The organism is Streptomyces sp. NPDC096311 (assembly GCF_044763085.1).
In the GTDB taxonomy this organism is placed as follows: Bacteria; Actinomycetota; Actinomycetes; order Streptomycetales; family Streptomycetaceae; genus Streptomyces.
The window spans coordinates 618,642-642,583 of the sequence record NZ_JBIWFN010000001.1 but is presented as its reverse complement, the minus strand read 5'-3'; the positions used below and the strand labels follow the sequence as shown (position 1 = coordinate 642,583).

22 protein-coding genes are annotated in these 23,942 nt (G+C 71.5%); 9 read left to right on the top strand and 13 right to left on the bottom strand.

The features are described from left to right. Positions 1–38: 38 nt before the first annotated feature. Together ACIRA5_RS02890 and ACIRA5_RS02885 are read right to left on the bottom strand one after the other, a co-directional pair. Positions 39–1,283, bottom strand: coding sequence for an ROK family protein (locus ACIRA5_RS02890; RefSeq protein ID WP_403686521.1), 1,245 nt, complete (start codon positions 1,281–1,283; stop codon positions 39–41). Next, entirely contained in the window at positions 1,280–1,981 is a 702-nt protein-coding gene (locus tag ACIRA5_RS02885) for an alpha-ketoglutarate-dependent dioxygenase AlkB family protein (RefSeq protein WP_403687222.1), read from the bottom strand. Before ACIRA5_RS02885 ends, ACIRA5_RS02890 begins: the two co-directional genes overlap by 4 nt. Positions 1,982–2,086: 105 nt before the next feature. Here ACIRA5_RS02885 and ACIRA5_RS02880 point away from each other — a divergent pair, with 105 nt between their 5' ends. Continuing rightward, positions 2,087–3,232: a methyltransferase gene (locus ACIRA5_RS02880; RefSeq protein WP_403686520.1), complete on the top strand. Its 1,146-nt coding sequence runs from the start codon at positions 2,087–2,089 to the stop codon at positions 3,230–3,232. On the opposite strand, the gene ACIRA5_RS02875 is transcribed toward ACIRA5_RS02880, so the two are convergent. After that, complete coding sequence (locus tag ACIRA5_RS02875) at positions 3,222–3,995, bottom strand: helix-turn-helix domain-containing protein (RefSeq protein ID WP_403686518.1); 774 nt, start codon at positions 3,993–3,995, stop codon at positions 3,222–3,224. The two genes, ACIRA5_RS02880 and ACIRA5_RS02875, sit on opposite strands and share 11 nt — an antisense overlap. Positions 3,996–4,066: 71 nt before the next feature. On the opposite strand from ACIRA5_RS02875, the gene ACIRA5_RS02870 reads away from it, so the two are divergent. Then, complete coding sequence (locus ACIRA5_RS02870) at positions 4,067–4,900, top strand: phytanoyl-CoA dioxygenase family protein (RefSeq protein ID WP_403686516.1); 834 nt, start codon at positions 4,067–4,069, stop codon at positions 4,898–4,900. Then, positions 4,897–5,178, top strand: coding sequence for a hypothetical protein (locus ACIRA5_RS02865; protein ID WP_403686515.1), 282 nt, complete (start codon positions 4,897–4,899; stop codon positions 5,176–5,178). Before ACIRA5_RS02870 ends, ACIRA5_RS02865 begins: the two co-directional genes overlap by 4 nt. A gap of 2 nt (positions 5,179–5,180) precedes the next feature. Here the strand turns inward: ACIRA5_RS02865 and ACIRA5_RS02860 are convergent, their stop codons facing one another. Continuing rightward, on the bottom strand, positions 5,181–6,032 hold the full coding sequence (locus ACIRA5_RS02860; RefSeq protein ID WP_403686514.1) for a ketose-bisphosphate aldolase: 852 nt from the start codon (positions 6,030–6,032) through the stop codon (positions 5,181–5,183). A gap of 32 nt (positions 6,033–6,064) precedes the next feature. Next, complete coding sequence (locus ACIRA5_RS02855) at positions 6,065–6,955, bottom strand: SIS domain-containing protein (RefSeq protein WP_403686513.1); 891 nt, start codon at positions 6,953–6,955, stop codon at positions 6,065–6,067. A 155-nt stretch (positions 6,956–7,110) separates the two neighbouring features. Here ACIRA5_RS02855 and ACIRA5_RS02850 point away from each other — a divergent pair, with 155 nt between their 5' ends. Next, a complete protein-coding gene (locus ACIRA5_RS02850; RefSeq protein WP_403686512.1) occupies positions 7,111–7,890 on the top strand; it encodes a DeoR/GlpR family DNA-binding transcription regulator in 780 nt (259 codons plus the stop codon). 33 nt (positions 7,891–7,923) lie between these two features. Here ACIRA5_RS02850 and ACIRA5_RS02845 read toward each other — a convergent pair whose 3' ends face one another. Next, positions 7,924–10,014: a GH92 family glycosyl hydrolase gene (locus ACIRA5_RS02845; RefSeq protein ID WP_403686510.1), complete on the bottom strand. Its 2,091-nt coding sequence runs from the start codon at positions 10,012–10,014 to the stop codon at positions 7,924–7,926. 285 nt (positions 10,015–10,299) lie between these two features. On the opposite strand from ACIRA5_RS02845, the gene ACIRA5_RS02840 reads away from it, so the two are divergent. Genes ACIRA5_RS02840 through ACIRA5_RS02830 form a run of 3 tightly spaced genes read left to right on the top strand, consistent with a single transcriptional unit; the run spans position 10,300 to position 12,811 of the window. After that, on the top strand, positions 10,300–11,436 hold the full coding sequence (locus ACIRA5_RS02840) for an ABC transporter ATP-binding protein (RefSeq protein WP_403686509.1): 1,137 nt from the start codon (positions 10,300–10,302) through the stop codon (positions 11,434–11,436). Beyond that, a complete protein-coding gene (locus tag ACIRA5_RS02835) occupies positions 11,433–12,140 on the top strand; it encodes an ABC transporter permease (protein ID WP_403686508.1) in 708 nt (235 codons plus the stop codon). The genes ACIRA5_RS02840 and ACIRA5_RS02835 overlap by 4 nt, the downstream gene beginning before the upstream one ends. After that, complete coding sequence (locus ACIRA5_RS02830; RefSeq protein WP_388124484.1) at positions 12,137–12,811, top strand: ABC transporter permease; 675 nt, start codon at positions 12,137–12,139, stop codon at positions 12,809–12,811. Before ACIRA5_RS02835 ends, ACIRA5_RS02830 begins: the two co-directional genes overlap by 4 nt. A gap of 54 nt (positions 12,812–12,865) precedes the next feature. Here the strand turns inward: ACIRA5_RS02830 and ACIRA5_RS02825 are convergent, their stop codons facing one another. Genes ACIRA5_RS02825 through ACIRA5_RS02810 form a run of 4 tightly spaced genes read right to left on the bottom strand, consistent with a single transcriptional unit; the run spans position 12,866 to position 17,259 of the window. After that, on the bottom strand, positions 12,866–13,477 hold the full coding sequence (locus ACIRA5_RS02825; RefSeq protein WP_054228753.1) for an ATP/GTP-binding protein: 612 nt from the start codon (positions 13,475–13,477) through the stop codon (positions 12,866–12,868). After that, complete coding sequence (locus ACIRA5_RS02820) at positions 13,428–13,859, bottom strand: DUF742 domain-containing protein (protein ID WP_060898551.1); 432 nt, start codon at positions 13,857–13,859, stop codon at positions 13,428–13,430. Before ACIRA5_RS02820 ends, ACIRA5_RS02825 begins: the two co-directional genes overlap by 50 nt. A 59-nt stretch (positions 13,860–13,918) precedes the next feature. Next, positions 13,919–14,392 carry a roadblock/LC7 domain-containing protein gene (locus tag ACIRA5_RS02815; protein ID WP_054228754.1) on the bottom strand — a complete coding sequence of 158 codons (474 nt, stop codon included), beginning with the start codon at positions 14,390–14,392 and terminating at the stop codon, positions 13,919–13,921. Between the two features lie 2 nt (positions 14,393–14,394). Then, complete coding sequence (locus tag ACIRA5_RS02810) at positions 14,395–17,259, bottom strand: ATP-binding protein (protein WP_403686506.1); 2,865 nt, start codon at positions 17,257–17,259, stop codon at positions 14,395–14,397. A 332-nt stretch (positions 17,260–17,591) separates the two neighbouring features. Here ACIRA5_RS02810 and ACIRA5_RS02805 point away from each other — a divergent pair, with 332 nt between their 5' ends. Together ACIRA5_RS02805 and ACIRA5_RS02800 are read left to right on the top strand one after the other, a co-directional pair. Then, positions 17,592–18,548 (top strand): glycine betaine ABC transporter substrate-binding protein, encoded by a 957-nt coding sequence (locus ACIRA5_RS02805; RefSeq protein WP_403686505.1) that lies wholly within the window; start codon positions 17,592–17,594, stop codon positions 18,546–18,548. Between the two features lie 163 nt (positions 18,549–18,711). After that, positions 18,712–19,377 (top strand): TetR/AcrR family transcriptional regulator, encoded by a 666-nt coding sequence (locus tag ACIRA5_RS02800; protein WP_403686503.1) that lies wholly within the window; start codon positions 18,712–18,714, stop codon positions 19,375–19,377. Between the two features lie 13 nt (positions 19,378–19,390). Here ACIRA5_RS02800 and ACIRA5_RS02795 read toward each other — a convergent pair whose 3' ends face one another. The 3 genes from ACIRA5_RS02795 to ACIRA5_RS02785 form a co-directional block, all read right to left on the bottom strand. Continuing rightward, positions 19,391–20,170 carry an alpha/beta fold hydrolase gene (locus ACIRA5_RS02795; RefSeq protein ID WP_352045495.1) on the bottom strand — a complete coding sequence of 260 codons (780 nt, stop codon included), beginning with the start codon at positions 20,168–20,170 and terminating at the stop codon, positions 19,391–19,393. 64 nt (positions 20,171–20,234) lie between these two features. Further along, positions 20,235–21,371 (bottom strand): alpha/beta hydrolase, encoded by a 1,137-nt coding sequence (locus tag ACIRA5_RS02790; protein ID WP_403686501.1) that lies wholly within the window; start codon positions 21,369–21,371, stop codon positions 20,235–20,237. Beyond that, a complete protein-coding gene (locus tag ACIRA5_RS02785; protein ID WP_403686499.1) occupies positions 21,368–23,911 on the bottom strand; it encodes a thioester reductase domain-containing protein in 2,544 nt (847 codons plus the stop codon). The genes ACIRA5_RS02790 and ACIRA5_RS02785 overlap by 4 nt, the downstream gene beginning before the upstream one ends. Between the last annotated feature and the right edge of the window lie 31 nt (positions 23,912–23,942).

Genomic DNA, 23,942 nt, shown 5'->3' with positions numbered 1-23,942 from the left:
GGCTGCCGGACACCCCCTAGGCCTCGTGGAGTCCGGTCTCAGGTCCGGGACAGTGCCGCCGGTGGGTCGTCGAGGACCGGCTGCCAGGCCAACTCCGCGGCCCCCACCAGGGTGTTGTGGTCCAGGGTGCAGGCGAGGATCGGTACGCCGCCGCTCTGGCCCCACAGGCTGCGGTCGGCGACGACGGCGCGCAGCCGGTCGGGGTCGGCGTCGAGCAGGGTGCGGTGCAGGCCGCCGAGGATGATCCGGTCGGGGTTGAGGATGTTGACCAGTCCGGCGAGTCCGAGGCCGAGGCGGTCGATCAGCGCCTCGGTGGCCGTGCGGACGGAGGGGTCCTGGTCGTACCGGGTGCGGATCAGGTCGTTGGCCTGCTGGAGGAGGGACACCTCGGGGCCCGGGTCGCGGCCCGCCGCGGTGAGGAACGCCAGGGGGTCCGCCTCGACGTCGAGGCAGCCGCGGCTGCCGCAGTAGCAGGGGCGGCCCTCGGGGTTGACGGTGAGGTGGCCGACTTCGAGGGCAAGGCCCGAGCTGCCCGTGTGCAGCCGCCCGTCGAGGACGAGCGCGCCGCCGACGCCCCGGTGCCCGGTGGCCACGCACAGCAGGTCGCGGGCGCCGCGCCCCGCGCCGTGGCGGTGCTCGGCGAGCGCGGCGAGGTTGATGTCGTTCGCGGCGAACGCCGGGCCCTCGATCCCCGCCGCGCGCACCCGCTCGGCGAAGATCCGGCGCACGGGGGCGCCCGCGGGCCAGGCGAGGTGGAGGGGGTTGAGGGCGAGCCCGTCCGGCTCGGCGACGGCGGACGGTACGGCGAGTCCGGCGCCCACGCAGCGCCGCCCGGTCTCGCGGAGCAGCTCCGCGCCGGTCTCGACGACGGCACCCAGCACCTTCGCCGGGTCGGCGTCGACGGTCTCGCAACTGGGCGCGGTGGCGACGATCCGACCGCCGAGCCCCACCAGTGCGGCGCGGAACCCGTCGGCGTGCACCTGCGCGGCCAGCGCCACAGGACCGTCCTCGGCGACCTCCAGGCGGTGCGAGGGCCGTCCCTGCGAACCGGCCGCCGCGCCGGGCCGCGCGTCGACCCGGATCAGCCCGAGCGCCTCCAGCTCCGAGGCCACCGCGCCCGCGGTCGCCCGGGTGACGCCCAGCTCGGCGGTGAGTACGGCACGCGTCGGCGCACGTCCGGTGTGCACGAGTTCCAGCGCGGGCCCGAGCGCCCCGCGCCCCCGGTCCAGCCGTGTCCGCGTGTTCCCTTCCCCCGCCGTCCGGGGGCCCGCCTTGCCGTTCATGAGGGCGAGTCTCCCATGATCCGCTCGTGCGGTGTCCCGTCCGAAGGCACCTGGAAGCCACTCACCCGTAGCGTCACGTTCAGACGGCCGGTCAGGCCCAGTTCGGGCGGCGCCGTAGCAGCGTGCACGCGCGGAACCCCGTGGTAGGCGAGCCGGGAGGCACCGCCGAACACGAACAGGTCCCCGCTGCGCAGCTCGACATCCGTGTACGGGCGCGAGCGCGACTCGGTGTTCCCGAAGCGGAAGACACAGGTGTCGCCGAGGCTCAACGACACCACGGGCGCGTCGGACTTCTCGTCGCTGTCGCGGTGCATGCCCATCCGGGCGTCGGCGTCGTAGAAGTTGATCAGCGCGATGTCGTACGGGGCGGTGGCGTTCTCGGGGCCCAGGGTGTCCGCGACCGCGCGGCGGCCGAGCTCGTCCAGCCAGGTAGGGAAGGGCTTCACCGGGGCCCCGTCGCCGTCGGCGACCGTGCGCGCGTACCGGTACGGGTACCAGTGCCAGCCCAGGCACACCTGCCGGGAGGCCATCGTGCCGCCGCCGGGCATGCGCACCGTACGCAGTCCGGCCGGCGGGCGGGCCCATGTACGGCAGGCATCGAGAAGCTCTCGCTGGGCGACCGGGTCCAGCCAGTCCGGCAGCTGCACCGCGCCCGGCGCGATCTCCGCCCGGCTCCGGGGGAACAGCTCAGCATCCATGGACATGCCACCATCCTCGCGCACCCCCGCCGGTCCCGTGCGCGCACCTGATCAAGACCCGGCCCGCACCAGGCTGAGCTGCGGCTCGGCTAGCCTTGACCCACGATGAACGACCGGATGACCGCGCCCTGGGCCGAGTACGCGCTGGCCCGCTTCCCCGAGGACCCCCGCGACCAGCTCCGTGCCTGGGACGCCGCCGACACCTATCTGCTGCGGCACCTCGCGGAGAGCAAAACGCCGCTGTCCGGGTCGGTCGTGGTGGTCGGCGACCGCTGGGGAGCGCTCGCCACGGCGCTGTCGGCGCACCGGCCGACGCAGATCACCGACTCCTTCCTCGCCCAGGAGGCGACCCGGGCGAACCTGGCCCGCAACGGGGTCGAGGCGACCGCGGTACGGCTGCTGACCACCCAGGACACGCCCCCCGACCGCATCGACGTCCTGCTCGTCCGGGTGCCGAAGAGCCTCGCCCTGCTGGAGGACCAGCTGCACCGGCTGGCGCCCGGCGTGCACGAGGGGACCGTCGTCGTGGGCACGGGCATGGTCAAGGAGATCCACACCTCGACGCTGCACCTCTTCGAACGGATCCTCGGCCCGACGCGGACCTCGCTGGCCGAGAAGAAGGCCCGGCTGATCTTCTGCACCCCGTACGCCGGGATCGCCCGGGCCGCCAACCCCTGGCCGTACAGCTACCAGCTCCCCGACGACATCGGACCGGTTTCCGGCCGCACCGTCGTCAACCACGCCGGTGTGTTCTGCGCCGACCGACTCGACATCGGCACCCGCTTCCTCCTCCAGCACCTGCCGCGCAGCCGAGGCCCCGAGCGGATCGTGGACCTGGGCTGCGGCAACGGAGTCGTCGGTACGGCGATGGCGCTGGCCAACCCGGAGGCGGAGGTGCTGTTCGTGGACGAGTCGTACCAGGCGGTCTCCTCGGCCGAGGCGACGTACCGGGAGAACACCGACGGCGTGGGCGCGGAGTTCCGCGTGGGCGACGGACTCGCGGACGTCCCCGCCGGGAGCGTGGACCTCGTCCTGAACAATCCGCCCTTCCACTCGCACCAGGCGACGACGGACACCACGGCCTGGCGGATGTTCTCGGAGGCGCGGCGCGCGCTGCGGCCCGGCGGCGAGCTGTGGGTCATCGGCAATCGCCATCTCGGCTACCACCTGAAGCTGCGCCGCCTCTTCGGCAACAGCGAACTCGTGGCGAGCGACGCGAAGTTCGTCGTCCTGAGGGCTGTCAAGAAGTAGTTCCGCGCAGTGCGCGGGGCGAGGCGCCGAGTTCACGCCGGCACGCCTTGTTGAAGGCCTGCAGGTCGGGGATGCCGACGGAGGCGGCGACCGCCGGGATGGAGAGCGTCGAGGCGCGCAGCAGATGGTGGGCACGCTGAAGTCTGCGGCGCCGGATGTAGGCCACGACCGTGGTGCCGGTCTCGGCGCGGAAGAGCCGGGTGAGGTGGTTGTGGGAGATCCCGGCCGCACGGGCGATCTCCGGGATGGTGAGCGGCGCCGCCAGCCGGGCCTCGATGTGGGCGATGGCCGCGCCGACCGCCGGGTGCGGGCCGCGGCTCGTGGCGGCGGGCGGGGTGAGCCGGGCGACGCGCCACAGCGCGGTCCAGATCTCGGCCCGGGTGTGCTCGGGCGCCCCGGGGGCCGCCGCGATCGCGTTCAGCAACAGGCTGGAGAGCATGGGGAATTCGGGGCCCGCGTCCTGCATCACGGGGACGGTGCGGGGCGGCCCGGCGGGGGCGATGCGCAGATGGGCGTAGAGGTGTTCGGAGCGGCCCTGGTAGCGGTAGCGGACCGTGGTGCCGGGCGGTACGAGGCTGACGCGGCCGGGGCGGATGGTGTGCGCGGTGCCGTCGACGGTCAGCTCGGCGTCGTACTGGTAGAGGTGCAGCTGCCACAGCTCCGGCAGCCGGAAGACGTCCGTGCGGCTCGCCACGCCGTGCACGCCGACGCCGATGTTGACGACGGCCGGCGGCTCGCCGAGGTGGACGTCCGTCTCCCGCATGGTGAAAAGCTACCAGCAGTGGTGAGTCGCGCCCACGCGCCGTGGGCGGCCCCGACCCTACGTTGAGTCGCATGACCAACACGCTGGAGCACACCTCGGGCATCCCCCTCCTGAGTTCGGTCCGGATGGCGCACTTCGTGGCCCACGGGTCGCTGCGGCTGGACGCCGTGGTGCCGCCGGAGATGAACGCCGAGGGCATGGAGGTGCTGCGCGCGGGCGTGCCCGAGGTGCCCTGCGGCAGCTCCGTGCCGACCGCCTACCCGGCGGGTTCCTTCGTCCGCCGGCTGCTGCAACTCCCCGCTGTGGCCGGAGCCCTGCGGAGCCTCGTCGGGCCCTGCCCCGCCGTCGACCACCACTACGTCCACGTCCGTGAGCCGCACGAGGGGCGGGCGCAGCCGCTGCACGCCGACGCGATCATCGATGTGCGCACCGACGCCTTCGACGTACAGCTGATGTACTACCCGCAGGACGTCACCCTCGACATGGGCGGCACGCTCAGCGTGCCGGGCAGCCATCTGCGGCGCACCAACGAGACGGACACCGGGCGCTACCAGAATCTGCGCGGGCAGAGTCGGCTGGTCTGCCCGGCGGGCACCGTGGTGTTTCTGCACCATGGCCTGTGGCACGGCGGGCGGCGCAACGACAGCGACGTGGTCCGCTATATGTTCAAGATCCGCTTCAACCCGGCCGTGCGGCAGCGGCGGCTGTGGGACACCTCGGACCTCGGCGACCCGCGAGTCGCCGAGGAACTCTCCACGACCTTCCCCTGGTACGAGCCCGCCACCGGCCGTCTCGAGATCTACCATCGGGTCCTGCTGTGGCGCGCGCTCACCGGGGACGACTCCTTCGACCTGGACCACTGGGTCACCAGGGTCTCCAACCATCCCCAGGAGGAAGCCGTATGAGTGTCCGTCAGCAGGTCCTGGTCCTTTACCTGGCCACCTCCGCCCTGGACGCGGAGGTGGTGGGCTGGTCGGTCTACGACGGCACCGGCCGCACGTCCCCCACGACCGGGGACAGCGACGAGCCGCCGTACGCGTCGGGTGTGGACGCCTTGAGGGACGGCTGGCGGCTGTTCCAGGCGGCGCAGCTGATCCCGCCGTGTCCCGGGGGCGAGTACGACGTGTCGTTCCTCAAGCACGAGTTCTTCTTCGAGAAGCTGGTCGACGTCGGTGTCCCCTGAGGTCAGGCGTTCAGTACGCGGATCAGGCGCGCCACCGTCCCCGCCATCGCCTCCCGCCCCACGCTGAGGTACTTCCGGGAGTCGACGGCTTCGGGGTGGGCGGCGAGGAACTCCCGGACGGCGCCGGTCATCGCGATGTTCAGGGCGGTCCCCACGTTGACCTTGGCGATGCCGCCCGCGACGGCCGCGGCCAGTTCGTCGTCCGGCACTCCGGAGGAGCCGTGCAGGACGAGCGGCACGCCGAGCGCCGCGGTCAGCCGCTTGAGGCGGTCGTGGTCGAGGGCGGCGGTGCGGGTGGTCATCGCGTGCGAGCTGCCGATCGCGACGGCCAGGGCGTCCACGCCGGAGTCGGCCACGAACGCGCGGGCCTCGGCGGGGTCGGTGCGGGCGCCGGGCGCGTGCGCGCCGAGCGGCGGTTCACCGTTCTTGCCTCCCACCGCCCCCAACTCGGCCTCGATCCACAGGCCTTGAGCGTGTGCCCAGTCGGCGGCGGCCCGGGTGGCGGCGAGGTTCTCCTCGTACGGCAGCCGAGCCGCGTCGTACATCACCGAGCTGAATCCGGCGGAGGACGCCTGGCGGAGCAGGTCGTCGCTCTGGACGTGGTCGAGATGCAGCGCGACGGGTACCGAGGCGCGCTCGGCGGCCGCGGCGGCGGCGCGGGCCAGCGGCAGCAGCCGTCCGTAGCGGAACTTCACGGCGTTCTCGCTGACCTGGAGGACGACGGGGGCGGCCACGGACTCGGCGCCCGCGATGACGGCCTCGACATGCTCCAGGGTGATGATGTTGAACGCGGCGACGGCGGTCCGTGCCCCGGCCGCGGCGGTGACCAGGTCACCGGTGGCTGCGAGTGGCACAACTCCTCCTTCTGGGTGCGCGGGCCGACGGCTCAGCGGGCCGACGGGGCGAGGACGACCGAGCGGGTGAGGTGGCGCGGCCGGTCGGGGTCGAGGCCGCGGGCCGCGGCGACGGCGACCGCGAGGCGCTGGGCGCGGACGAGTTCGGCGAGCGGGTCGAGTTCACCCGCGACCCACCGTCCCCCCGTGGCCCGTACCTGCTCGGCCAGCCCTTCGGGGGCCTCGCCGAGCATCCAGGTGGCCGTGCCGGCGGTGGTGACGCTGATGGGCCCGTGCCGGTACTCCATCGCCGGGTACGCCTCGGTCCAGGCCAGGGAGGCTTCACGCATCTTCAGCCCGGCCTCGTTGGCGAGCCCGACGGTCCAGCCTCGGCCGAGGAAGGTGAACTGTGCGCAGTCGACGAGCCCTTCGGGCAGCGGGGTCGCGAGCGCGGTGCGCGCGTCCGCGACGACGGCGTCGGTGTGCAGTCCGAGGTGGGCGCGGAGCAGGGTGAGCGCCGTGGTCGCGAACCGGGTCTGCACCACGGAGCGTTCGTCCGCGAAGCCGAGTACGACGAGGTCGTCCGCGCGGTCCATCACGGGGGTCGCGGGGTCGGCGGTGATAGCGGTCGTCCGGGTACGTCCGCGCAGCCGCCCGAGAAGTTCGAGCACCTCGGTGGTGGTGCCGGAGCGGGTGAGCGCGACCACACGGTCGTAGGAGCGGCTCTCCGGGAACTCCGACGCGGCGAAGGCGTCCGTCTCGCCCTGCCCGGACCCCTCACGCAGCGCGGCCGCGGCCTGCGCCATGAAGAAGGAGGTCCCGCAGCCCACGATCGCGACCCGCTCCCCCACTTCCGGCAGTGCGCCCTCGTGTGCCTTGGCCTGCTCGGCGGCGCGGATCCAGCACTCGGGCTGGCTGTTCAGCTCGTGCTCGACATGGGTCATGCCGTACCCCTCCCACTGACGCTGTCCATGCAAGATAGTGCAAGTTAGGGCCGACTTTCGAGCACAATCAAGCATGTCGACCGCGGAAATGCCAGGGAATGTGGTGCGCTGGGGGTGCGCTAGGGTCGCGAAGGATCGAGGAACGGAGAGTGCGGATGTCGCGCGACGCCCGCTGGAAGGCCCTGCTCGAACTGCTCGTGGAGCGGGGCCGGCTGGAGGTCGAGCAGGTCGCGGCCGAGCTGGAAGTGTCACCCGCCACGATCCGGCGCGACTTCGACCAGCTCGCCGAGCAGCAGATGCTCGTGCGCACCCGGGGCGGCGCGGTCGTCCACGGCGTGTCGTACGAACTGCCGCTGCGCTACAAGACCGCCCGGCACGCCTCGGAGAAACAGCGCATCGCGAAGGCGGTGGCCGATCTCGTCGCGCCGGGCGAGGCAGTGGGCCTCACCGGCGGCACGACCACCACCGAGGTGGCCCGCGCGCTGGCCCTGCGCCCCGATCTCGCCTCGGGGTCGCCCGCGCTGACCGTGGTGACGAACGCGCTCAACATCGCGGGCGAACTGGCCGTGCGGCCCCAGTTCAAGATCGTGCTGACGGGTGGGGTGGCACGCTCGCAGTCGTACGAGCTGGTCGGGCCGCTCGCGGACGGTGTGCTCAGCCAGATCACCATGGACGTCGCCGTGCTGGGCGTGGTCGCCTTCGACGTGACGCACGGGGCCGCCGCCCACGACGAGGCCGAGGCGGCGATCAACCGGTTGCTGTGCGAGCGCGCCGAGCGTGTGATCGTCGCCGCCGACTCCAGCAAACTGGGCCGGCGCGCCTTCGCCCGGATCTGCGCGGCCGAGTCGGTGGACACACTGGTCACCGACGCGGCGGTGGACGAGGAGACCGTGCGGCGGTTCACGGAGGCGGGGGTCGGGGTCGTCGCCGTCTGACGACCGGGCCGGCCCGCTGACTCGACGCCGGACTCACGAGCCCTTCCGCTGCGGCACGGTGACCGTGAGCGTGCGGATGTCCCGGCTGGTGGCGGAGGCGTCGGGCGCGACGAGCACCGTCCTCGGGCCGCCCGGGCGGTGGACGACGACACTGGGGAAGGCCGGTGCGGCCAGGGCGAGTTGCCCGGTGCCGGCGGCTTGCGGGTACATGCCGAGGCTCGCCCACACGGCCCAGGAGGACATGGCGCCGAGGTCGTCGTTGCCGACCAGGCCGTCGGGACGGTCGCTGAACAGGGTGGCCAGGGCGCGGCGGACGATGTCGCGGGCGCGATCGGGGCGGCCCACGAAGTCGTACGCCCAAGGGGTGTCGAACGACGGCTCGTTGCCGAGGTAGGCGTAGGGCTGGGTGCCGCCCGCGTTGAGCTGGGTGAAGAAGGTGTCGAGGCGGGCCGTGACGGCGGCGTTCCCGCCCATCAGGGTGAAGAGGCCGGGCAGGTCGTGCGGGACCATCCAGGTGTACTGGGCGGCGTTGCCCTCGACGTACTCCTTCGTCTGCGCGGGGGCGAACGCCGGCCAGCTGCCGTCGGCCGCACGCGGCTGGAGGTAGCCGGTGACGGGGTTGAAGAGGTTGCGCCAGTTCCCGGAGGCCTTCAGCAGGGTGGCGTAGGCGGCGGTGTCGCCCAGACGGTGGGCGAGCTGGGCCAGCGCGTAGTCGGAGACGGCGTATTCGAGGGTGGTGGCCGCCGAGCCCCACACTCCCTTGGTGCCGGCGGGGATGTAGCCGAGGGCGTCGTACTGCGCGTGTCCGGGCCGCTGGCGCTCGTCGTCGCGGCCCGCCATCGCAGCGCGCAGGAGGCCGCGGGCGTCGAAGTCGGTGGCGCCGAAGGCGTACACGGCGGAGGCGATGACGGGCAGCGGGTCGCCGACCATGACGCCGGTGCCGCCGTTGGCGAGGGTCCAGCGGTCGAAGTAGCCCGCCTGGAGGCCCTGGTTGAGGACGGACTGCGCGATGTCGGAGGCTTCGTGCGGGGCCAGCAGGGCGAGCAGTTGGACCTGGGAGCGGTAGACGTCCCAGCCGGAGAAGTTCGCGTACTGGACGTGTCCGGCGGGGGTGGTGTGGATGCGGCCGTCCATGCCGGGGTAGCGGCCGTCGGCGTCGCTGAGGGCACTGGGGTGCAGGAGCGAGTGGTACAGGGCGGTGTAGAAGACCCGGCGCTGGGTTTCGGTGCCGCCGCCGACGCTGATACGGCCGAGCCAGTCGTTCCACTGGGCACGGGCGGCCCGCCGGATCTGGTCGTAGGGGTGCGTGTGCTGCTCGGCGGCGATGTTGCCGCGGGCTCCGTCGACGCTGACGAAGGAGACGCCGACGCGGACGGTCACCGTGCGTACGTCGGGGCCGAAGGAGACCTGCGCGGCGCCCGGTCTGCCGGCGGGGTGGACGACATGGGCGAAGGGGTGGTCGAACACGGCGTGGAAGTAGAGCCGGTAGCGGTTGGCGGACTTGCAGAAGCCGCCGCTGTCGGTGAACCCGGACAGGGTGTCGGTGCCGATGTCGACCGTTCCGGTCGCCGCGTTGAACGCCTTGCCCGCGTCGACACTCAGCGCGGCGGGACGGTCGTCGGTGGCCGGGTAGGTGAAACGGGCGATACCGGAGCGCTGGGTGGCGGTGAGTTCGCTGCCGATGCCGTTGTCGAACGTGACCCGGTAATTTCCGGGCGTCGCCTGCTCGTTGGCGTGCGAAAAGGTCGCCTGCCCGCTGGTGTCGCCGGCGAGCATCGGCATGAAGGGCACGTTGCCGTAGGCCCTGCAGCCGGCCCCGGAGATGTGGGTGAGGCTGAACCCTCTGATCCGGTTGTCCCCGTACGCGTACCCGCCGTGCTGGTAGGTCACCGTGTCCGGGCTCCACTGCACCCCGCCGAGGGGTGCGGTCGCGCCGGGAAAGGTGTTTCCGGCACCGCCGCCATGGCCGAAATCGGCCCCTCCGGGCGCGGTACCGACGAAGGGGTTCACGTACTGGGCCGGGTCGGCCACCGCGCCGTCCGCGGCGGCGGGTGAGGCCGGGGCGGACGACACGACGAGCACGGCGACGCCGGCCAGCGCGGCCCGGCGGAAGGGGAATCGCAAGTGGGTCTCTCCGGGCTGTGGCGGGCGGGGCGACAGAGCATGAGGGCGACAGTCTCCCCAGGGATGACGTCACCTCCGCGCCGCCACGCCCGGAGATCACCCGCACGGCGGAGCGCCCGCTCGCACCCGACCGGCTCGTGCGACGCGGCGGGATCCACCTGCGCACCCTCCACAACCGGCCACCCTGCGGTGCCCGAACACACGCGCCAACTGGCTAGACTACGCACCCTCGTGCATGTGATCCGGTCACGTCCGATCACAGCCGTTCCCGAAGGGTTTCGACGCTTGATAGCCATCGAAGATGTCAGCAAGCGATATGCCGACGGCACGGTGGCCGTCGATCGCCTGTCCCTCCAGATACCGAACCACTCGATCACCGTGCTCGTCGGGCCTTCGGGGTGCGGCAAGACCACCACACTGCGGATGATCAACCGCATGATCGAGCCCAGCAGCGGCACGATCCGCGTCAACGGCGAGGACATCCTCCGCAAGCCGGTCAACGCCCTGCGCCAGTCCATGGGTTACGTCATCCAGAACGCGGGGCTCTTCCAGCACCGCACGATCCTCGACAACATCGCCACGGTGCCGCGGCTGCTCGGCTGGTCCAAGCAGCGCGCCCGCGCCCGCGCGGCGGAACTGATGGAACGGGTGGGCCTGGACCCGGCCATGGCCCGCCGCTACCCCTACCAGCTCTCCGGCGGCCAGCAGCAGCGCGTCGGTGTCGCCCGCGCGCTCGCCGCCGACCCGCCGATCCTGCTGATGGACGAGCCGTTCTCCGCCGTCGACCCGGTCGTCCGCCGTGGTCTGCAGGAGGAGTTGCTGCGCATCCAGGGCGAGCTGGGCAAGGCCATCGTGTTCGTCACCCACGACATGGACGAGGCCATCACGATCGGTGACCGTGTCGCCGTACTGCGCACCGGTGGCAAGCTCGCCCAGTTCGCCGCCCCCGACGAGCTGCTGTCGGCGCCGGCCGACGCGTTCGTGGAGGAGTTCCTCGGCGGCGACCGGGGCATTCGCGGGCTGTCGTTCCTGTCCACCCGCGACCTCGCACTCGACCGCTCCCGGGTCTTCCCGGTCGGCAGCGACTGGCAGCAGCTCGCCGGGAAGCCGGCAGGCGCGGGGCCGGTCCTGGTCACCGACGCGGACGGAAAGCCGCTGGGCTGGGCCGACCTGACGGTGTGGGCCGGTGACGTCCAGGCGCTGGAGCCGCACGGGCAGGCCTTCGAGGTCGGCAAGGACTCGCTGCGGGTCGCGCTGGACCGGGCGGTACTCTCGCCCACCGGTCAGGCGGTCGCCGTGGACGGGGCGGGACGTGTGCTGGGGCTCGCCGGGCAGGAGACGGTCGCCGCGGCGATCCGCGCGGCCAGGCAGCGCCGCGCCGCGGACTCCGAGGGCGTCTCCACGGTGAAGGCCGCGCGATGAACGGCTTCTTCGACATCCCGAGCGACCTCCAGAGCAGCTACCTCGGCCTCATCTCCACCCACATGCAGGAGGCGCTGGTCCCGGTTCTCGTCGGCCTCCTGCTGGCGCTGCCGATCGGCCTGTTGTGCGTCCGCGTCAACTGGATCTATCCGCCGGTCCTCTGGATCACCACGGTGCTGTACGCGATCCCGTCGATCGCCTTCTTCGTGGTGCTCATCGACTACACCGGCCTGAGCAAAACCACCGTGATGATCCCGCTGACCCTCTACAGTCTCGTGGTTCTCGTCCCGGCGGTCGTCGACGGCGTCCGCTCGGTCCCCGAGGAGACGAACGCCGCCGCCGCGGCGATGGGCATCGGTTCACTGCGGCGCTACCTCCAGGTCCAACTGCCCATCGCGGTACCCGCGATCATGGCCGGTCTACGCGTGGCGACCGCCTCCAGCATCAGTCTGGTCAGCGTCGGCTCGCTGATCGGCAACCAGGGGGCGCTCGGCAACCTGCTCACCACCGCGATGCTCTACCACCGCCCTCTCCTCGCCGTGAACTCGGTGGTCACCACCGCCGTTCTCGCGGTGCTGGTCGACGCCGTGCTCGTCCTGCTGCGCCGCGTGCTCACCCCCTGGCAGCCGGCCTCCGGCCGCAAGGCCGCACGCCGTACGTCCACGATCGCGGGCGCCGCCCGCACTCCGGAGGGCGTCTCGTGAACGTACTCAACTTCATTCAGTCCTTCTTCTCCGACGGCTCCCACTGGCACGGGTACGACGGGATCCCGCAGCGCGTGTGGGAACACCTCCAGTACACCGCCGGGGCGCTCGCGATCGCCGCGGCCGTCGGCCTGCCCATCGGCCTGGTCACCGGACACACCGGACGCGGCGGCAACGCGCTGGCCTTCGTGTCGGCGGGTGCCCGGGCGCTGCCCACCTTCGGGCTGCTGGTGCTGATGTTCGTCTGGCTCGGCCTCGGCATCGTGCCCGTGATGATCCCGCTCGTGGTGCTGGCGGTCCCGCCGATCCTCATCACCACGTACGAGGCGATCCGCACCCTGGATCCCTCCCCCGTCGACGCCGCCCGCGGAATGGGCATGCCGGAGGGGAAGGTCCTGTTCCAGGTCGAGGTGCCGGCGGCGCTGCCGCTGATCCTCAGCGGTCTGCGTTCGGCGGCGATCCAGATCGTGTCCACGGCGACCATCGCGGCCTATGTGAGCCTCGGCGGGGTCGGCCGTTACATCCTGGACGGCCTCTACCAGCGCAACTACGAGAAGGTGGTGGGCGGCGCGGCCCTCACCGCGATCCTGGCGCTGCTCGTGCTGGTGCTGTTCTGGGCCATTGCCCGGGTGGCGGTGTCCCCGGGGGTACGCAGGCGCCGTACGGTCTGAGGAAATGGGAAGAGGGGGGACGAGCCGCAAGGCCCGTCCCCCCTCTTCCCTCGTTCACTGCTGCGCGGTCGCCAGGGCGTGTTCGAGGACGACGAGGAGCGCGTCCCGTACGGACCCGCGCTCGCGTGCGTCGAACACGGTGAGCGGCACATGGTCGCCGACGTCGAGGGCCCACCGTACGTCGTTCAGATCGTGTTCGACCTTGCCGTCGAAGGCGTTGACGGCCACCGCGAAGGGGATCTCGCGGTGCTCGAAGTAGTCGACGGCCGCGTAGCAGTCGTCGAGGCGGCGGGTGTCGACGATGACGAGCCCGCCGAGGGCGCCCTCGACCAGGTCGTCCCACATGAACCCGAAGCGCTCCTGGCCGGGGGTGCCGAACAGATAGAGCTTCAGGGTCGGGTCGAGCGTGACACAGCCGAAGTCCATGGCGACGGTGGTCGTCATCTTCTCCGGGGTGTGGGAGAGGTCGTCGATGCCCGCGGCGACCGAGGTGATGGACGCCTCGGTGGTGAGCGGCTCGATTTCGGAGATGGCACCCACGGTGGTGGTCTTGCCCACGCCGAAGCCGCCCGCGATCACCATCTTCACCGGCATCGGCGGCCGGGGACCCTCGGTGTCAGCGCTCACGGATCGCGCCCCGGGAGTCGGGGATAGCTCGGAGACCATCGATAACCCTTCGCAATACGGTGGCGTCGCGGGCGGATTCGGCCTGCGGTGCGTACAAGGCCAGTTGACCGTCGGCGCGCAGATCGTCGGCGAGCACTCTGATCACATTCAAATGCATCCGCAGTTTCGCCGCGATCTCCGCCAGCGACTGCGGCTGACGGCAGACCGTGATGATGTCGCGGTGCTGGTCGAAGACGAACGCGTCCAGCGTGGCCAGACCGAGATCCGTCGCGACGACCTGCGTCTCGATCGGAATCGTCGGCACCAGACTGTCACCGCCGGCGATCCGCCCCGCGGTCAGCAGGAATGGCCGGACGATCGACGGGGGGTGCTCCGCTCCCCACGCGTCGTCGTCGGCGGCTGATGGCTCGCCGGCCGTCATCTCGTCCTCACCCTTCACCTCGCGGGTCGTCCCGGCCTTCGTGACGCCCCCGCCGGCCGTCAACCGGTCGGCGCGATCCCCACGGTGTTCTTGAGCTCCATGACCAGTTGCGGGCTCAGAGCGGCACCGGCGCGGTTGGCGAAGAGGGTCATCTCGTACGCGATGTTCCCGAGCTTCGCCTCCTTGGAGGCGACCACGCCGAGCACCGCGCCCGCGCCGAGCGCGGACACCAGGACGTGCCCCTCCTCCAGGTCGATGATGACCTTGTTGAGCCCGCCGAGGCCGTAGTTGCCGGACGCGCCCATGGCGAGGCTCGTGATCCCGGAGACGATGGCCGCGAGCCGCTCCGAGTCCGCCTTGCCGCGCAGTTGGGACACCGCGATCAACAGACCGTCGGAGGACACCCCGATCACGTCGACGACGCCGGCGGTCTCGGTGGCGAAACGATTGAGCAGCCAATTGAAGTCGGCAGCGGCGGCCTTCACGTCCGTCGCCTGTTCCACGGCCGCGGACTCCGGTCCACCTGTCCACATGGTCACTTGCTCATGCCTTCCGGGAATGAGGGTCTGTTGTTCTCTGTGCTGGAATCGCCAGAGGTGTCGGGACGGCCCCCTGAACGGGCCGGCCCGAAGGCGGTACCGCGAGCCTCCGTCGCGCTCTCGCGCTCGGCCCGCAGAACGGCTTCCTCGAACTCGTCGATCTCGGATCGTGCCGCTTCCGCGTCGGCGGTCTGCCAGGCGGGCGGCCGTGGGTTGGTAATGGTCTGTTTGGGCAGCCGGGTCGAGGCGGTGGTGGCCTGCAGGGTCGCGCCGCGCACGCGCCGCCTGAGCGGACTGGGGCCGCCCTCGCGCGGTCGCGCCGGGGCGCTGCCGGGTGCCGACGGGGCCGTACCGGAGCCGCGCGCGGTGCTCGCGCCGCGGGGCGGCAGGCCGAGCCCCCCGCTCGTGCCGGTGTTCGGGCCGCGCGGCGGCTGCCCCGCCGCACTCCCCGGGCCGGTGCTCGCGCCGCGTGGCCTCTGCACGAGCCCGCTGTCCATACCGTTGCCCGCGGCGCGTGACGGCCGGCCCTGTCCGCTCTCCATGCCGGTGCCACGCTGGTGGCCCGGGCCGCCGACCGCGTCCTGAGGCGTGCCGCGTCCCGCTGTCTCGCGCTGCGCCGCCCCCGGAGTCGTGGTGCCCGGTGTGCCGCCCGGCCGAGGCCGGGACGCGCCGGAGCCGCCGTAGCCGCCCGAGGGGCCATCGCCCGTCGGTTCCTGACGGCCCGTGTGGCCGTCCGCTCCCCGGCTGCGCGCGGGGATCCTGCGCGGCAGGGACGAGGGGCCAGGTTCCGGGTCGACCGCCGCGGGGCGCGGTTCGCTCCCGCCGGGGCGGCGTGGCGGCGGCAGGATGTGCGGGGCCCTGGCCGCGGCCCCCGTGGGGTCGGCGAGCAGCAGATGGGAGCCGGGCACCGCGACGGTGACGGTGACGCCGCCGCCCGGGGTGCGGGTCAGGACGACCTCGATGCCCCAACGCCGGGACAGACCGCCGACCACGAAGAGGCCGAGGACCTCGGTCGGGGCAAGGTCGAGCCGTTCGCGGCGGATCAGGCGGGCGTTCTCCTCCTCCAGCCGCTCGGCGCTCATCCCGAGCCCGTGGTCGATGATCTCGATCAGGGCGCCGCCGCCGGAGCCGTGCCGGGGTCGCAGGACGACTTCGACGCTGCTGGACGCCGGGGAGAACGTCACCGCGTTCTCCAGCAGTTCGGCGAGCATCAGCGTGAGGTCGCCGACGATGTCGGGGGCGACGGTGACATCGCCCTCGGCGTGCGGGGTGACCCGCTGGTAGCCCTCGATCTGGCCGAGCGCGGCGCGGACGATGTTGCTGAGCCGCATGGGCCCGGTGTTGAGGCCCGTCTCGCGGATGCCGGCGAGCAGCATCAGGCTGTCGGCGTTGCGCTGGAGACGTACCGCGATGTGGTCGATGCGGTAGAGCCGGTCCAGTACCTCCGGGTCGGTCTCGCCGCGCTCCACCGAGTCGATCAGCGCGAGCTGGCGAGCGGTCAGGTTGCTGACGCGGTGGCCGACGTTGCCGAACATCTCGGCGATGTTGCGGCGGCTGATGACCTGGCGCTCCAGCAGGGCGGTCGCGGTGATCTGCACCTGGTTGAAGGCTTCGGCGAGTTCGCCGAGTTCGTCGCGGACCGGCACGGGCACGGCCTCGAGGCGCGGCGGGCTCGCGTCGTCGGCGTCGTCGTCGGCGACCCGGGCCAGCTCGGTCCCGGCCGCGTCGGCCACGTGCTGGGCCGCCTCGGTGAGGCTCCGCACGGTCCGCACCACGGAACGGCGGACCAGTACGGAGAACAGGATCCAGGCCGCGAAGGCGGCAAGGTTGGCGGACACCAGCCACAGCACCTGCCACCAGGCGTCGTTGGACGCCTTCTGGGTGTCGGCGGCGATCTGGTGGATCAGCGACTCGGTGATCTTCAGCCGGTTCTCCGCCTGACGCTGGTACGTCGGGTCGGCGGCCAGGGCGTCGTCGAGCGCGGCGCGCAGCTGCGAGGCGTTCTCGGCGACCAGACCGCTGGGGTCGACCTGCAGCGCGGCGTAGTGCTGAGCGACGACGCTCTGGTACGGGCTGTGCTCGATCGCGGCGAGTTCGGCGCCCTGTTCCTGGCTGGCGAACCGGGTGAACCGCTCGGCCTGGTAGGAGTACTGCTCGTAGTCGCCGACGGCTCCGGTGTACTCGATGAGCGCGTTGGGGTCACGGGTCCGGGCCGCGAACACGCTGGTCTCGAAAGAGGCGTGGGCGGTGTCGGCGCGCAGCAGCGCGTCCAGCAGATTGCCCGCGGACTCCGAGGACTCGCCGCCCGACTGACCGAGCCCGAGGCCGTTGATGAGGCCCTCGATGACCGATCCGTACGCCGGGTCGATGTTGTCGGCGGGGATCGGACCCTCTTCGATGGTCTTACGGAGGCTGTCGAGGCCCTCCAGCTCCTTGAGTGCCTGGGCCTCGGCGTCGGGCAGTCGGTCCCCGTAGGCGGACCGCACGGCCTCCGCCTGGGCGGTGACCTTCTGCTGCGCCTGGAGGAAGGCGGAGGTGCCCGGCGCCTTGTCGCCGGAGCGGGCGGCCTCGTAGCGAAGGGAGACGAGGAGTGCCTGGCGGTGTTCGGTCTGCACGCCGTCGATGAGCTGGGTGACCTGCGCGCTGTCCCGCACGAGTTGCGCGGTGGAGGCGGCGGAACGGGCCGAGTCGATCTCGGCGTACACGACATAGGCGATCATCGCCGAAACGACCGCGAGCGGGACAATCACCAGGACGTTGAGTTTCCTGCGGAAAGGCCAACGGTCGAGGAGGGAAGGCGTCCGGCCTATTCGGGGAGCCGTGGTCTGCGGCCCCCGGGCGGCTTTTCTGTGCGCGGGCACCAAACCTCCTTGACTTCATTCCCAATTGGAAGCCCGCAGCCCGGGCTGCGTGGACGTGGGTCATGTCAGCACGCTCGGGCCGAGCAAGTGGAACCAGGTCCCCCGACTCGGCCAACATTAGCGGCTGCCGCAAGAGTACGGCCATGATCAACCAAAAACTGACAGGGTGATACGTCGGATTCACGCCCGTTTCGGTCAGGTTGCGCCCACGCGGCGAAGCCGTGTGGTCTCCATCGGTGATCTATTCGTGTCTTGACGGTGCGTTACTGGGCTCGATTGGATCGTCATCACGCCATGCCTTCCGGCCGCCGACCGCCCATGCACAAGTCTGGATGACCAACGTGACTCACGCCAGAAGCACCAGAACGACCGCAACGTACGCTGTATCCCTGCTGGTTGTGGCTGCTGCCGCCCTCACGGGCTGCGGTTCCTCCGACAACTCCGACAGCAAGGACCCGCTGAAGGGCGACACCGCCAAGGGCGGCACGGTCGTGGTCGGCTCCAACAACTTCCCCGAGAGCATCCTGCTCGCCGACATCTACGGCGAGGCCCTGAAGGCCAAGGGCATCAAGGTCAGTTACAAGTTGAACATCGGCAGCCGTGAGACCACCTACGGTCTGATCAAGAACGGCACGATCACCGTCCTGCCCGAGTACAACGGCGCGCTGCTGGCCTATCTGAACGCCAAGGCGGCCCCGACCACGGTCGAGGACACCAGCAAGGCCATCACGGCCGCGCTCGATTCCAAGCTGAGCCTGCTCGAGCCCTCCAAGGCGGAGGACAAGGACGCGATCGCGGTCAACGCGGCGACCGCCAAGAAGTACAAGCTCACGACCTCGTCGACGATCGCCGACCTCTCCGCCTCGGCCAAGGACCTGGTCATCGGGGGATCGCCGGAGTTCCAGACGCGCAAGCAGGGATTGGTGGGCCTCAAGTCCGAATACGGCCTTGAATTCAAGTCGTTCAAGGCGCTGGACGCGGGTGGGCCGTTGACCGTGGCCGCCCTCAAGGGCAACAACATTCAGGCCGCAGATATTTTCACGACCGACCCCGGAATCACCAAGAACAAGTTCGTGGTCCTTCAGGACCCGAAGAATCTCTTCGGTTTTGAGAACGTGACGCCGCTGGCTTACAAGAGCGGTCTCTCCGCCGCCGGAGTTTCCGCGCTGAACGCCGTATCGGCGAAGCTCGACACGGACACCCTGGTCAAGCTCAACGCTCAGGTGCAGAACGACAACAAGGACCCGCTGGACGTGGCCAAGAGCTGGCTGTCGACCGCCGGACTGTAGTTCTGACGGAGATGCGCAGGCCGGAGCGGGGGTCCGCCGCTCCGGCCTTTGCCGTGCCGCGGGCTCTGCGAGGAACGACGGTTCGCCCGTCCGTCGCGAGATCACCACGCCCGCCGACTGATCTCCTCATCAGTTCTGAAGAGGTCGCGGCTAGGATGAGCGCATGCCCGACCAAGCCGCCGCCCAGCCCGCCAACCGCTTCGAACGCAGGCGCGCCCGGACCCGCCATGCCCTGATCACCGCTGCCCAGGGGATCCTGGCCGAGCAGGGCACGAGCGAGGTCAGCATCCAGCAGATCGCCGAGCGTGCCGACGTCGGGTTCGGCTCCTTCTACAACCACTTCCAGACGAAGGCGGAGCTCTTCGAGGCGGCGGTCGTCGACGCGCTGGAGGAGTACGGCAAGCTGATCGACTCGATCACCGGCGACCTCGACGACCCCGCCGAGGTGTTCGCGGTGAGCGTCCGGCTGACCTTCCGGCTCGCCGACACCCACCCGGAACTCACCCGCGTCCTGCGCTACGGCGGCCTCCCCTACATCCACGCCGACTTCGGCCTGGGCCCCCGCGCCCTGCGGGACATCGAGAGGGGCAACGCCTCCGGCCGCTTCCAGGTGGACAGTCCCCTCGTCGCCCTCAGCGCCGTCGGCGGCTCCCTCCTCGGGCTGCTCCAGCTGAAGTCGTCCGCCAAGTCCGAGCAGTCGGGCCCCGGCGCCGACGAGGAGATGGCCGAACTCGTCCTGCGCATGCTGGGCCTGCCTCCCGAGGAGGCCCACGAGGTCGCCCGGCGCCCACTGCCGGTCACGACGACAGGGCCCAGGGCAACCTCGTAGGCGCGCGGGCGCCTCAGGGGCGCTCGGTCAGGAACCGGTCGATGGTCGAGGTGAGTTCCTCGGGCTTCTCCACCGGGAGTTCGTGGCCGGCGTCCAGGATGCGCACTTCCGCGTCCGGGTACGCCTTCGCCATCCGCAGCATCTGGGAGACGGGCAGCTGGATGTCGTAGTAGCCGTGGATCATGAGGGTGGGGACACGGATCTCCCCGACCCGGTCGAGGACGTCGAAGGACCGCATCGCGCCGTAGCAGGTCATGACCACCTCCCGCGGTGTGGCCGCGGAGGTCCGGATGTACTCCTTGATCTCCTCGCGCGGGTACCCGGGGGCGAAGGCCCGCTGGATGTTGGCGGCGACGAACAGCTTGAACGGCACCCGCGTGGACACCGCCATCAGCAGGCCCCTCCCGCGGCTGTACGTCATCCGGCTGATCGAGTTCACCAGGACCATGCGCTCGATCCGGTCCGGATGGCCCAGCGCCAGGGTCTGCGCGATCATCCCGCCCATCGAGTGACCGACGGGGACGAACCGTTCGACCTTCAGGTGATCGAGGACGGCGAGGACGTCCCCGGCCAGCTCCCCGACGCTCCGCCGTCCCGACCCGTCGCTCTCGCCGTGGCCGCGCAGATCGACACGTATGACCCGCCGCGTGGCCGAGAAGTGCGCCAGCTGGTGGTCCCAGCGGTGCCGGTTGGCGGTCCAGCCGTGGATGAACACCAGGGGCGTGCCCGCACCGTCGCGGGGGCCCTCGTCGTCGTACGTCAGTCTGGCGCCGTCGACTTCGAGCTGCGGCATGGGTGGCCTCCTGCGATGCGGTCCGGTTACTGACGGGTACGGTAACCGGCCGCCCCGGCCGCCGTCACCGTCGTCCGCCGAGGAATTCGAGGATGTGCCCGAACACGTCGAGGGCCGCGCCCCGGCCGAGGAACGTGTCCAGGTGGCCGTAGCCGGGAATCTCGGTGTACGCGACGTCCAGCTGTGGCTGTCTGCGGGCCAGTACGTCGTGACAGAGCCTCTGGGAATCGAGCCACAGGCCGTTCTCGCTGCCGGCGAGCAGCAGGACCGGGGTGTCGATACGGGCCGCCGCGTCCAGCGCGTTCTGCGGCAGCGCCCGGTAGCGGTGGTCGCCGTCGTGCCAGCGCACCACGGTGCGGGCCAGCTCGATGCGGCGCAGATGCGGCAGGATCCACAGCGGGGCGGGGCCCAGCAGCTCGGCGAGCCGGTGGTGGGTGGCCTCGGACAGGTGCTCGTGCACGAACAGCGAGGCGCCCGTCCCCCACGCCGAGTTGTGCAGGATCTGGCAGGTCGGATCCGGGCAGCTCGCCCCGCGCGAGGCGAGCGCGAACAGGGGGGTGTACTTCGACCACAGGCCGGCCTTGCGGATGTCGACCGGTAGGTGATCGATGCGGGACCTGAGCAGCTCCCCGGCCAGCGACATGCGCAGCGAGGTGCGGCCCGCGAGCTTCGGTGTCAGGAACACGCCCTGGGACACCACGCCCGCGAGACCCGGGACCAGCCCGGCCGTCATGCTGAGCGACAGCGTGAGGGAGCCGACGCAGTGGGCGACCACGAACAGCGGCCGCTCGCCGATGCGGCGGCGGATGTGGGAGACGGCGGCGGGGATGTCGTACAGGGCGACGTCGTCGTACGTGTACTTCCGGCCGGTCTCGTTGTACGGCAGCCGGCAGCTGCCCCGCCAGTCGAGCAGCCAGGGCTCGTAGCCGTCGTCGAGCAGGACGTCGACCAGGTTGCGGGTCTCGGGCAGCAGGAACATGTCGGCGGACGCGGTGTGCCCGTGCAGGAGCAGCACGGCGGGGCGGTCCGTGTCGCCGCTGTCCACGCGGGTCAGGCCGAGGCGTACGCCGTCGCCCGCCCGGAAGGGGATCTCCTCGACCCGCGCCGGGTCGAGGCGGTGGTGGAGGGGGCGCAGGGTCGTGGTGCTCCTGACCCTGCGGAGCGTCGGCCTGGTGCGGGAGTCACTGCTCCGGAGGATCATCGGTGCTGCTCCGAGGGGGTCGGGGTGCGGCGCAGGTCGAGGAGGTCGGCGGCGGCCCGGGCGAAGGGGCCGAGCAGACCGCGGCCCATCTCCAGGCCGAACCAGGCGAGCCAGGTCAGCTTGGCGGCCCGCTTCTCCTGGCTGGTCAGGCGCGGGTCGACCTTGATGCCGTCGACCTGGTCGCGCAGATAGGTGCCGGCGGGCACGACGAGTTCGCCCGCCAGGGCCGCCGGTGCGCCCTCACGGCCGATCTCGACGGTGAGCGCCCGGGTCTGGCGCCACACGTCACGACGGGCCCGGGCGTACTTGTGGCCCTCCAGCCACCAGCGGCCGCCTTCCGCGTCACGCAGCGCCAGCCGGTAGCTGAGGAGTCGGTGGCGGATACCGTGCCGCTGCGGGATGCCTTCCTCTGGCCGGATCCAGACGTCGCCGTGCTCGACGACCAGCGGTTCGGGATGCACCGCCGCGCACGTCAACTCGCCGGTGACATCGACCCGGCGCTCCTTCACCAGCTGGTACATGCTCGCGAGGGAGAGGGTGAGCGCCATCGAGCAGGGAGTGTCGGCGGGGGCTCCGACCGGGCCGACACCGCCCTCGGTCGTCTCGGAGAACCACAAGTAGGGCGGGTCGTCCTTGTGCGGCAGCCGGGCCAACCCGTCCTCGGCGAGTCGCTCGAACGTCCTCAGCTGGGCCTGGGCGTCGTAGCGTGCGGCGGGCCGCAACCCGAGCGCCTCGACGAGCGCGGCGGTGCGCTCGGCGGTCGCCGCCGGACCCTTCAGGGTCGCCTCGCAGAGTTTGAGCGCGGTGGGACTCTGCAACACCCTGGTGAGGAAGGCCAGTTCGGGCACCGGCTCGGCTTCCAGCCGGGCCAGGGCATGGGTCCGCCACTCGTCCCAGTCCTGTACGCGTACGTGCATCCCGCCGAGCGCCATGTCCCGTACGACGTCGTCCAGGGTGTTGGGTACGCCGGTCAGGTGGTAGTCGTAGCCCCACGCGTCGGGTTCGCAGACGACGCCGACCGCGACCCGGCTCACCCAGTCCACCGGGGCCGCGTTCAGGTGGTTGAAGGCGGGGACCGTGCGGAAGCGGCCGAAGGCCGAGAGGAGACCGCTGCTGAGGTCCTGCGGGTTGTAGGCGCCGGTCCTGGTGTGGCCGCCGATGCCGCCGGGACGCAGGGCCGTGACGATCAGGCCGTGGTCGCGGGCCCGTCGCAGGGCGACCTCCGCCGCCCACTTCGTCTGGTCGTAGCCCGCGACGAGGCGGTCGACATGGGCGAGCGGGTCGTCCTCGCCCATCGCGGTGATGCCCACCTCGTTGAAGACCGCGATGGAGGAGATGTGGTGCAGCGGTTTCGGCCGGCCGGTCGCCGCGAGCTCGGCGAGGGTCAGCGAGCCGACGACGTTGCTCTGCCGCAGCGACTGGTAGCCACGCAGGAAGTCCACGGCCGCCGCCACGCCGACGACGCTGTCCAGCTCGTGGGTGAGCGTGGTCCACAGTTCGTCCGACAGGCCCAGGTGTGGGCGCCGGATGTCGCCGGGGAGCACGGTCACGCGGCGGCGGACCTCCGACGACCAGGGCAGCTCGTACCCCTTGAGCGCCTCACCGAGCCGCCCGAGGGCCGCCTCCTCGTCGGCGGCACGGACGAGGCAGTAGACGTGGGCGTCGCTGTGCCGCAGCAGGTCGAGGAGCATATGGCTGCCGAGGAAGCCGGTGGCGCCGGTCAGCAGGATCCGACGGGGCGGCAGCGGCTCGGGGTCGCCGGTCCAGGGCAGCCGGTCGGCGAGCGCCAGGTCGGCCAGGATCTGGTCGAGGTCCTCGGGACGGGCCGTGGCGTACGGGGTGGGGGTGACGGCAACCGCGGGAGCGGTGCCAAGGGCCGGGACGGGGAGGATGCCGGGTGCGGGCGCCGGACGGGTGCCGGCGGCGGACGACCGATGCGGACTTCCCACCGTGACCGGGGCCGAGGTCCCCTCGGATATGGCTGTACCTGCCGTGTCCGGGGCCCAAGTCGTCCCGGGCGTCGGCGTGTCCGATGCGGCCGGGGCCGGGAGGGGTGCCGTGGCGCCCACCGTCGACAGCCGACGGTGGGCCAGGCTGGTCGGACGGGCGTCGGCGAAGACGTCGTCGAGGGCGATCTCCATGCCCAGCTCGTCCTCCAGCGCCGCGACGAGTTCCACGGCCCCCACCGAGGTGCCCCCGGCGTCGAAGAAGTCGACGTCGGGCGACAGATGCCCCTCGGGCAGATGGCGGCCCGCCACGGCGGCGATGGCTGCCGCCAGAGCCTCCACGTCCGGGACCTCCGCCCTCGGACACCTCACGTCCGGGACCGCTGCCGCCGGACGCTCCACGTCCGGCACCACGTCCGGACCCGCTGCCGCCGCAACGCACCCGTCGGAACCGGTAGGCGTGGGCGCCGCGGCCGTCCTCACCTTCGCCAGCAGGGCGTCCACGCTCAGCCCACCGCCACCACCCCGCTCGACCGCCTCGGCCGTCGCCCGCTGTGCGGCGTACGCCGACGCGTCCTCGTTCACCTCACGCATGAGAGCCCTTCACCCCGTCACTTGTCCTTTC

Excerpts from the sequence above, each read along its gene's own strand:
- ACIRA5_RS02785 (WP_403686499.1), bottom strand. The coding sequence starts at position 23,911 with ATGCGTGAGGTGAACGAGGACGCGTCGGCGTACGCCGCACAGCGGGCG.
- ACIRA5_RS02815 (WP_054228754.1), bottom strand. The coding sequence starts at position 14,392 with ATGTGGACAGGTGGACCGGAGTCCGCGGCCGTGGAACAGGCGACGGAC.
- ACIRA5_RS02820 (WP_060898551.1), bottom strand. The coding sequence starts at position 13,859 with ATGACGGCCGGCGAGCCATCAGCCGCCGACGACGACGCGTGGGGAGCG.
- ACIRA5_RS02885 (WP_403687222.1), bottom strand. The coding sequence starts at position 1,981 with ATGGATGCTGAGCTGTTCCCCCGGAGCCGGGCGGAGATCGCGCCGGGC.
- ACIRA5_RS02865 (WP_403686515.1), top strand. The coding sequence starts at position 4,897 with ATGAGTGTCCGTCAGCAGGTCCTGGTCCTTTACCTGGCCACCTCCGCC.
- ACIRA5_RS02795 (WP_352045495.1), bottom strand. The coding sequence starts at position 20,170 with ATGCCGCAGCTCGAAGTCGACGGCGCCAGACTGACGTACGACGACGAG.
- ACIRA5_RS02890 (WP_403686521.1), bottom strand. The coding sequence starts at position 1,283 with ATGAACGGCAAGGCGGGCCCCCGGACGGCGGGGGAAGGGAACACGCGG.
- ACIRA5_RS02805 (WP_403686505.1), top strand. The coding sequence starts at position 17,592 with ATGACCAACGTGACTCACGCCAGAAGCACCAGAACGACCGCAACGTAC.
- ACIRA5_RS02850 (WP_403686512.1), top strand. The coding sequence starts at position 7,111 with ATGTCGCGCGACGCCCGCTGGAAGGCCCTGCTCGAACTGCTCGTGGAG.
- ACIRA5_RS02790 (WP_403686501.1), bottom strand. The coding sequence starts at position 21,371 with ATGATCCTCCGGAGCAGTGACTCCCGCACCAGGCCGACGCTCCGCAGG.
- ACIRA5_RS02875 (WP_403686518.1), bottom strand. The coding sequence starts at position 3,995 with ATGCGGGAGACGGACGTCCACCTCGGCGAGCCGCCGGCCGTCGTCAAC.
- ACIRA5_RS02825 (WP_054228753.1), bottom strand. The coding sequence starts at position 13,477 with ATGGTCTCCGAGCTATCCCCGACTCCCGGGGCGCGATCCGTGAGCGCT.
- ACIRA5_RS02800 (WP_403686503.1), top strand. The coding sequence starts at position 18,712 with ATGCCCGACCAAGCCGCCGCCCAGCCCGCCAACCGCTTCGAACGCAGG.
- ACIRA5_RS02870 (WP_403686516.1), top strand. The coding sequence starts at position 4,067 with ATGACCAACACGCTGGAGCACACCTCGGGCATCCCCCTCCTGAGTTCG.
- ACIRA5_RS02880 (WP_403686520.1), top strand. The coding sequence starts at position 2,087 with ATGAACGACCGGATGACCGCGCCCTGGGCCGAGTACGCGCTGGCCCGC.
- ACIRA5_RS02855 (WP_403686513.1), bottom strand. The coding sequence starts at position 6,955 with ATGACCCATGTCGAGCACGAGCTGAACAGCCAGCCCGAGTGCTGGATC.
- ACIRA5_RS02835 (WP_403686508.1), top strand. The coding sequence starts at position 11,433 with ATGAACGGCTTCTTCGACATCCCGAGCGACCTCCAGAGCAGCTACCTC.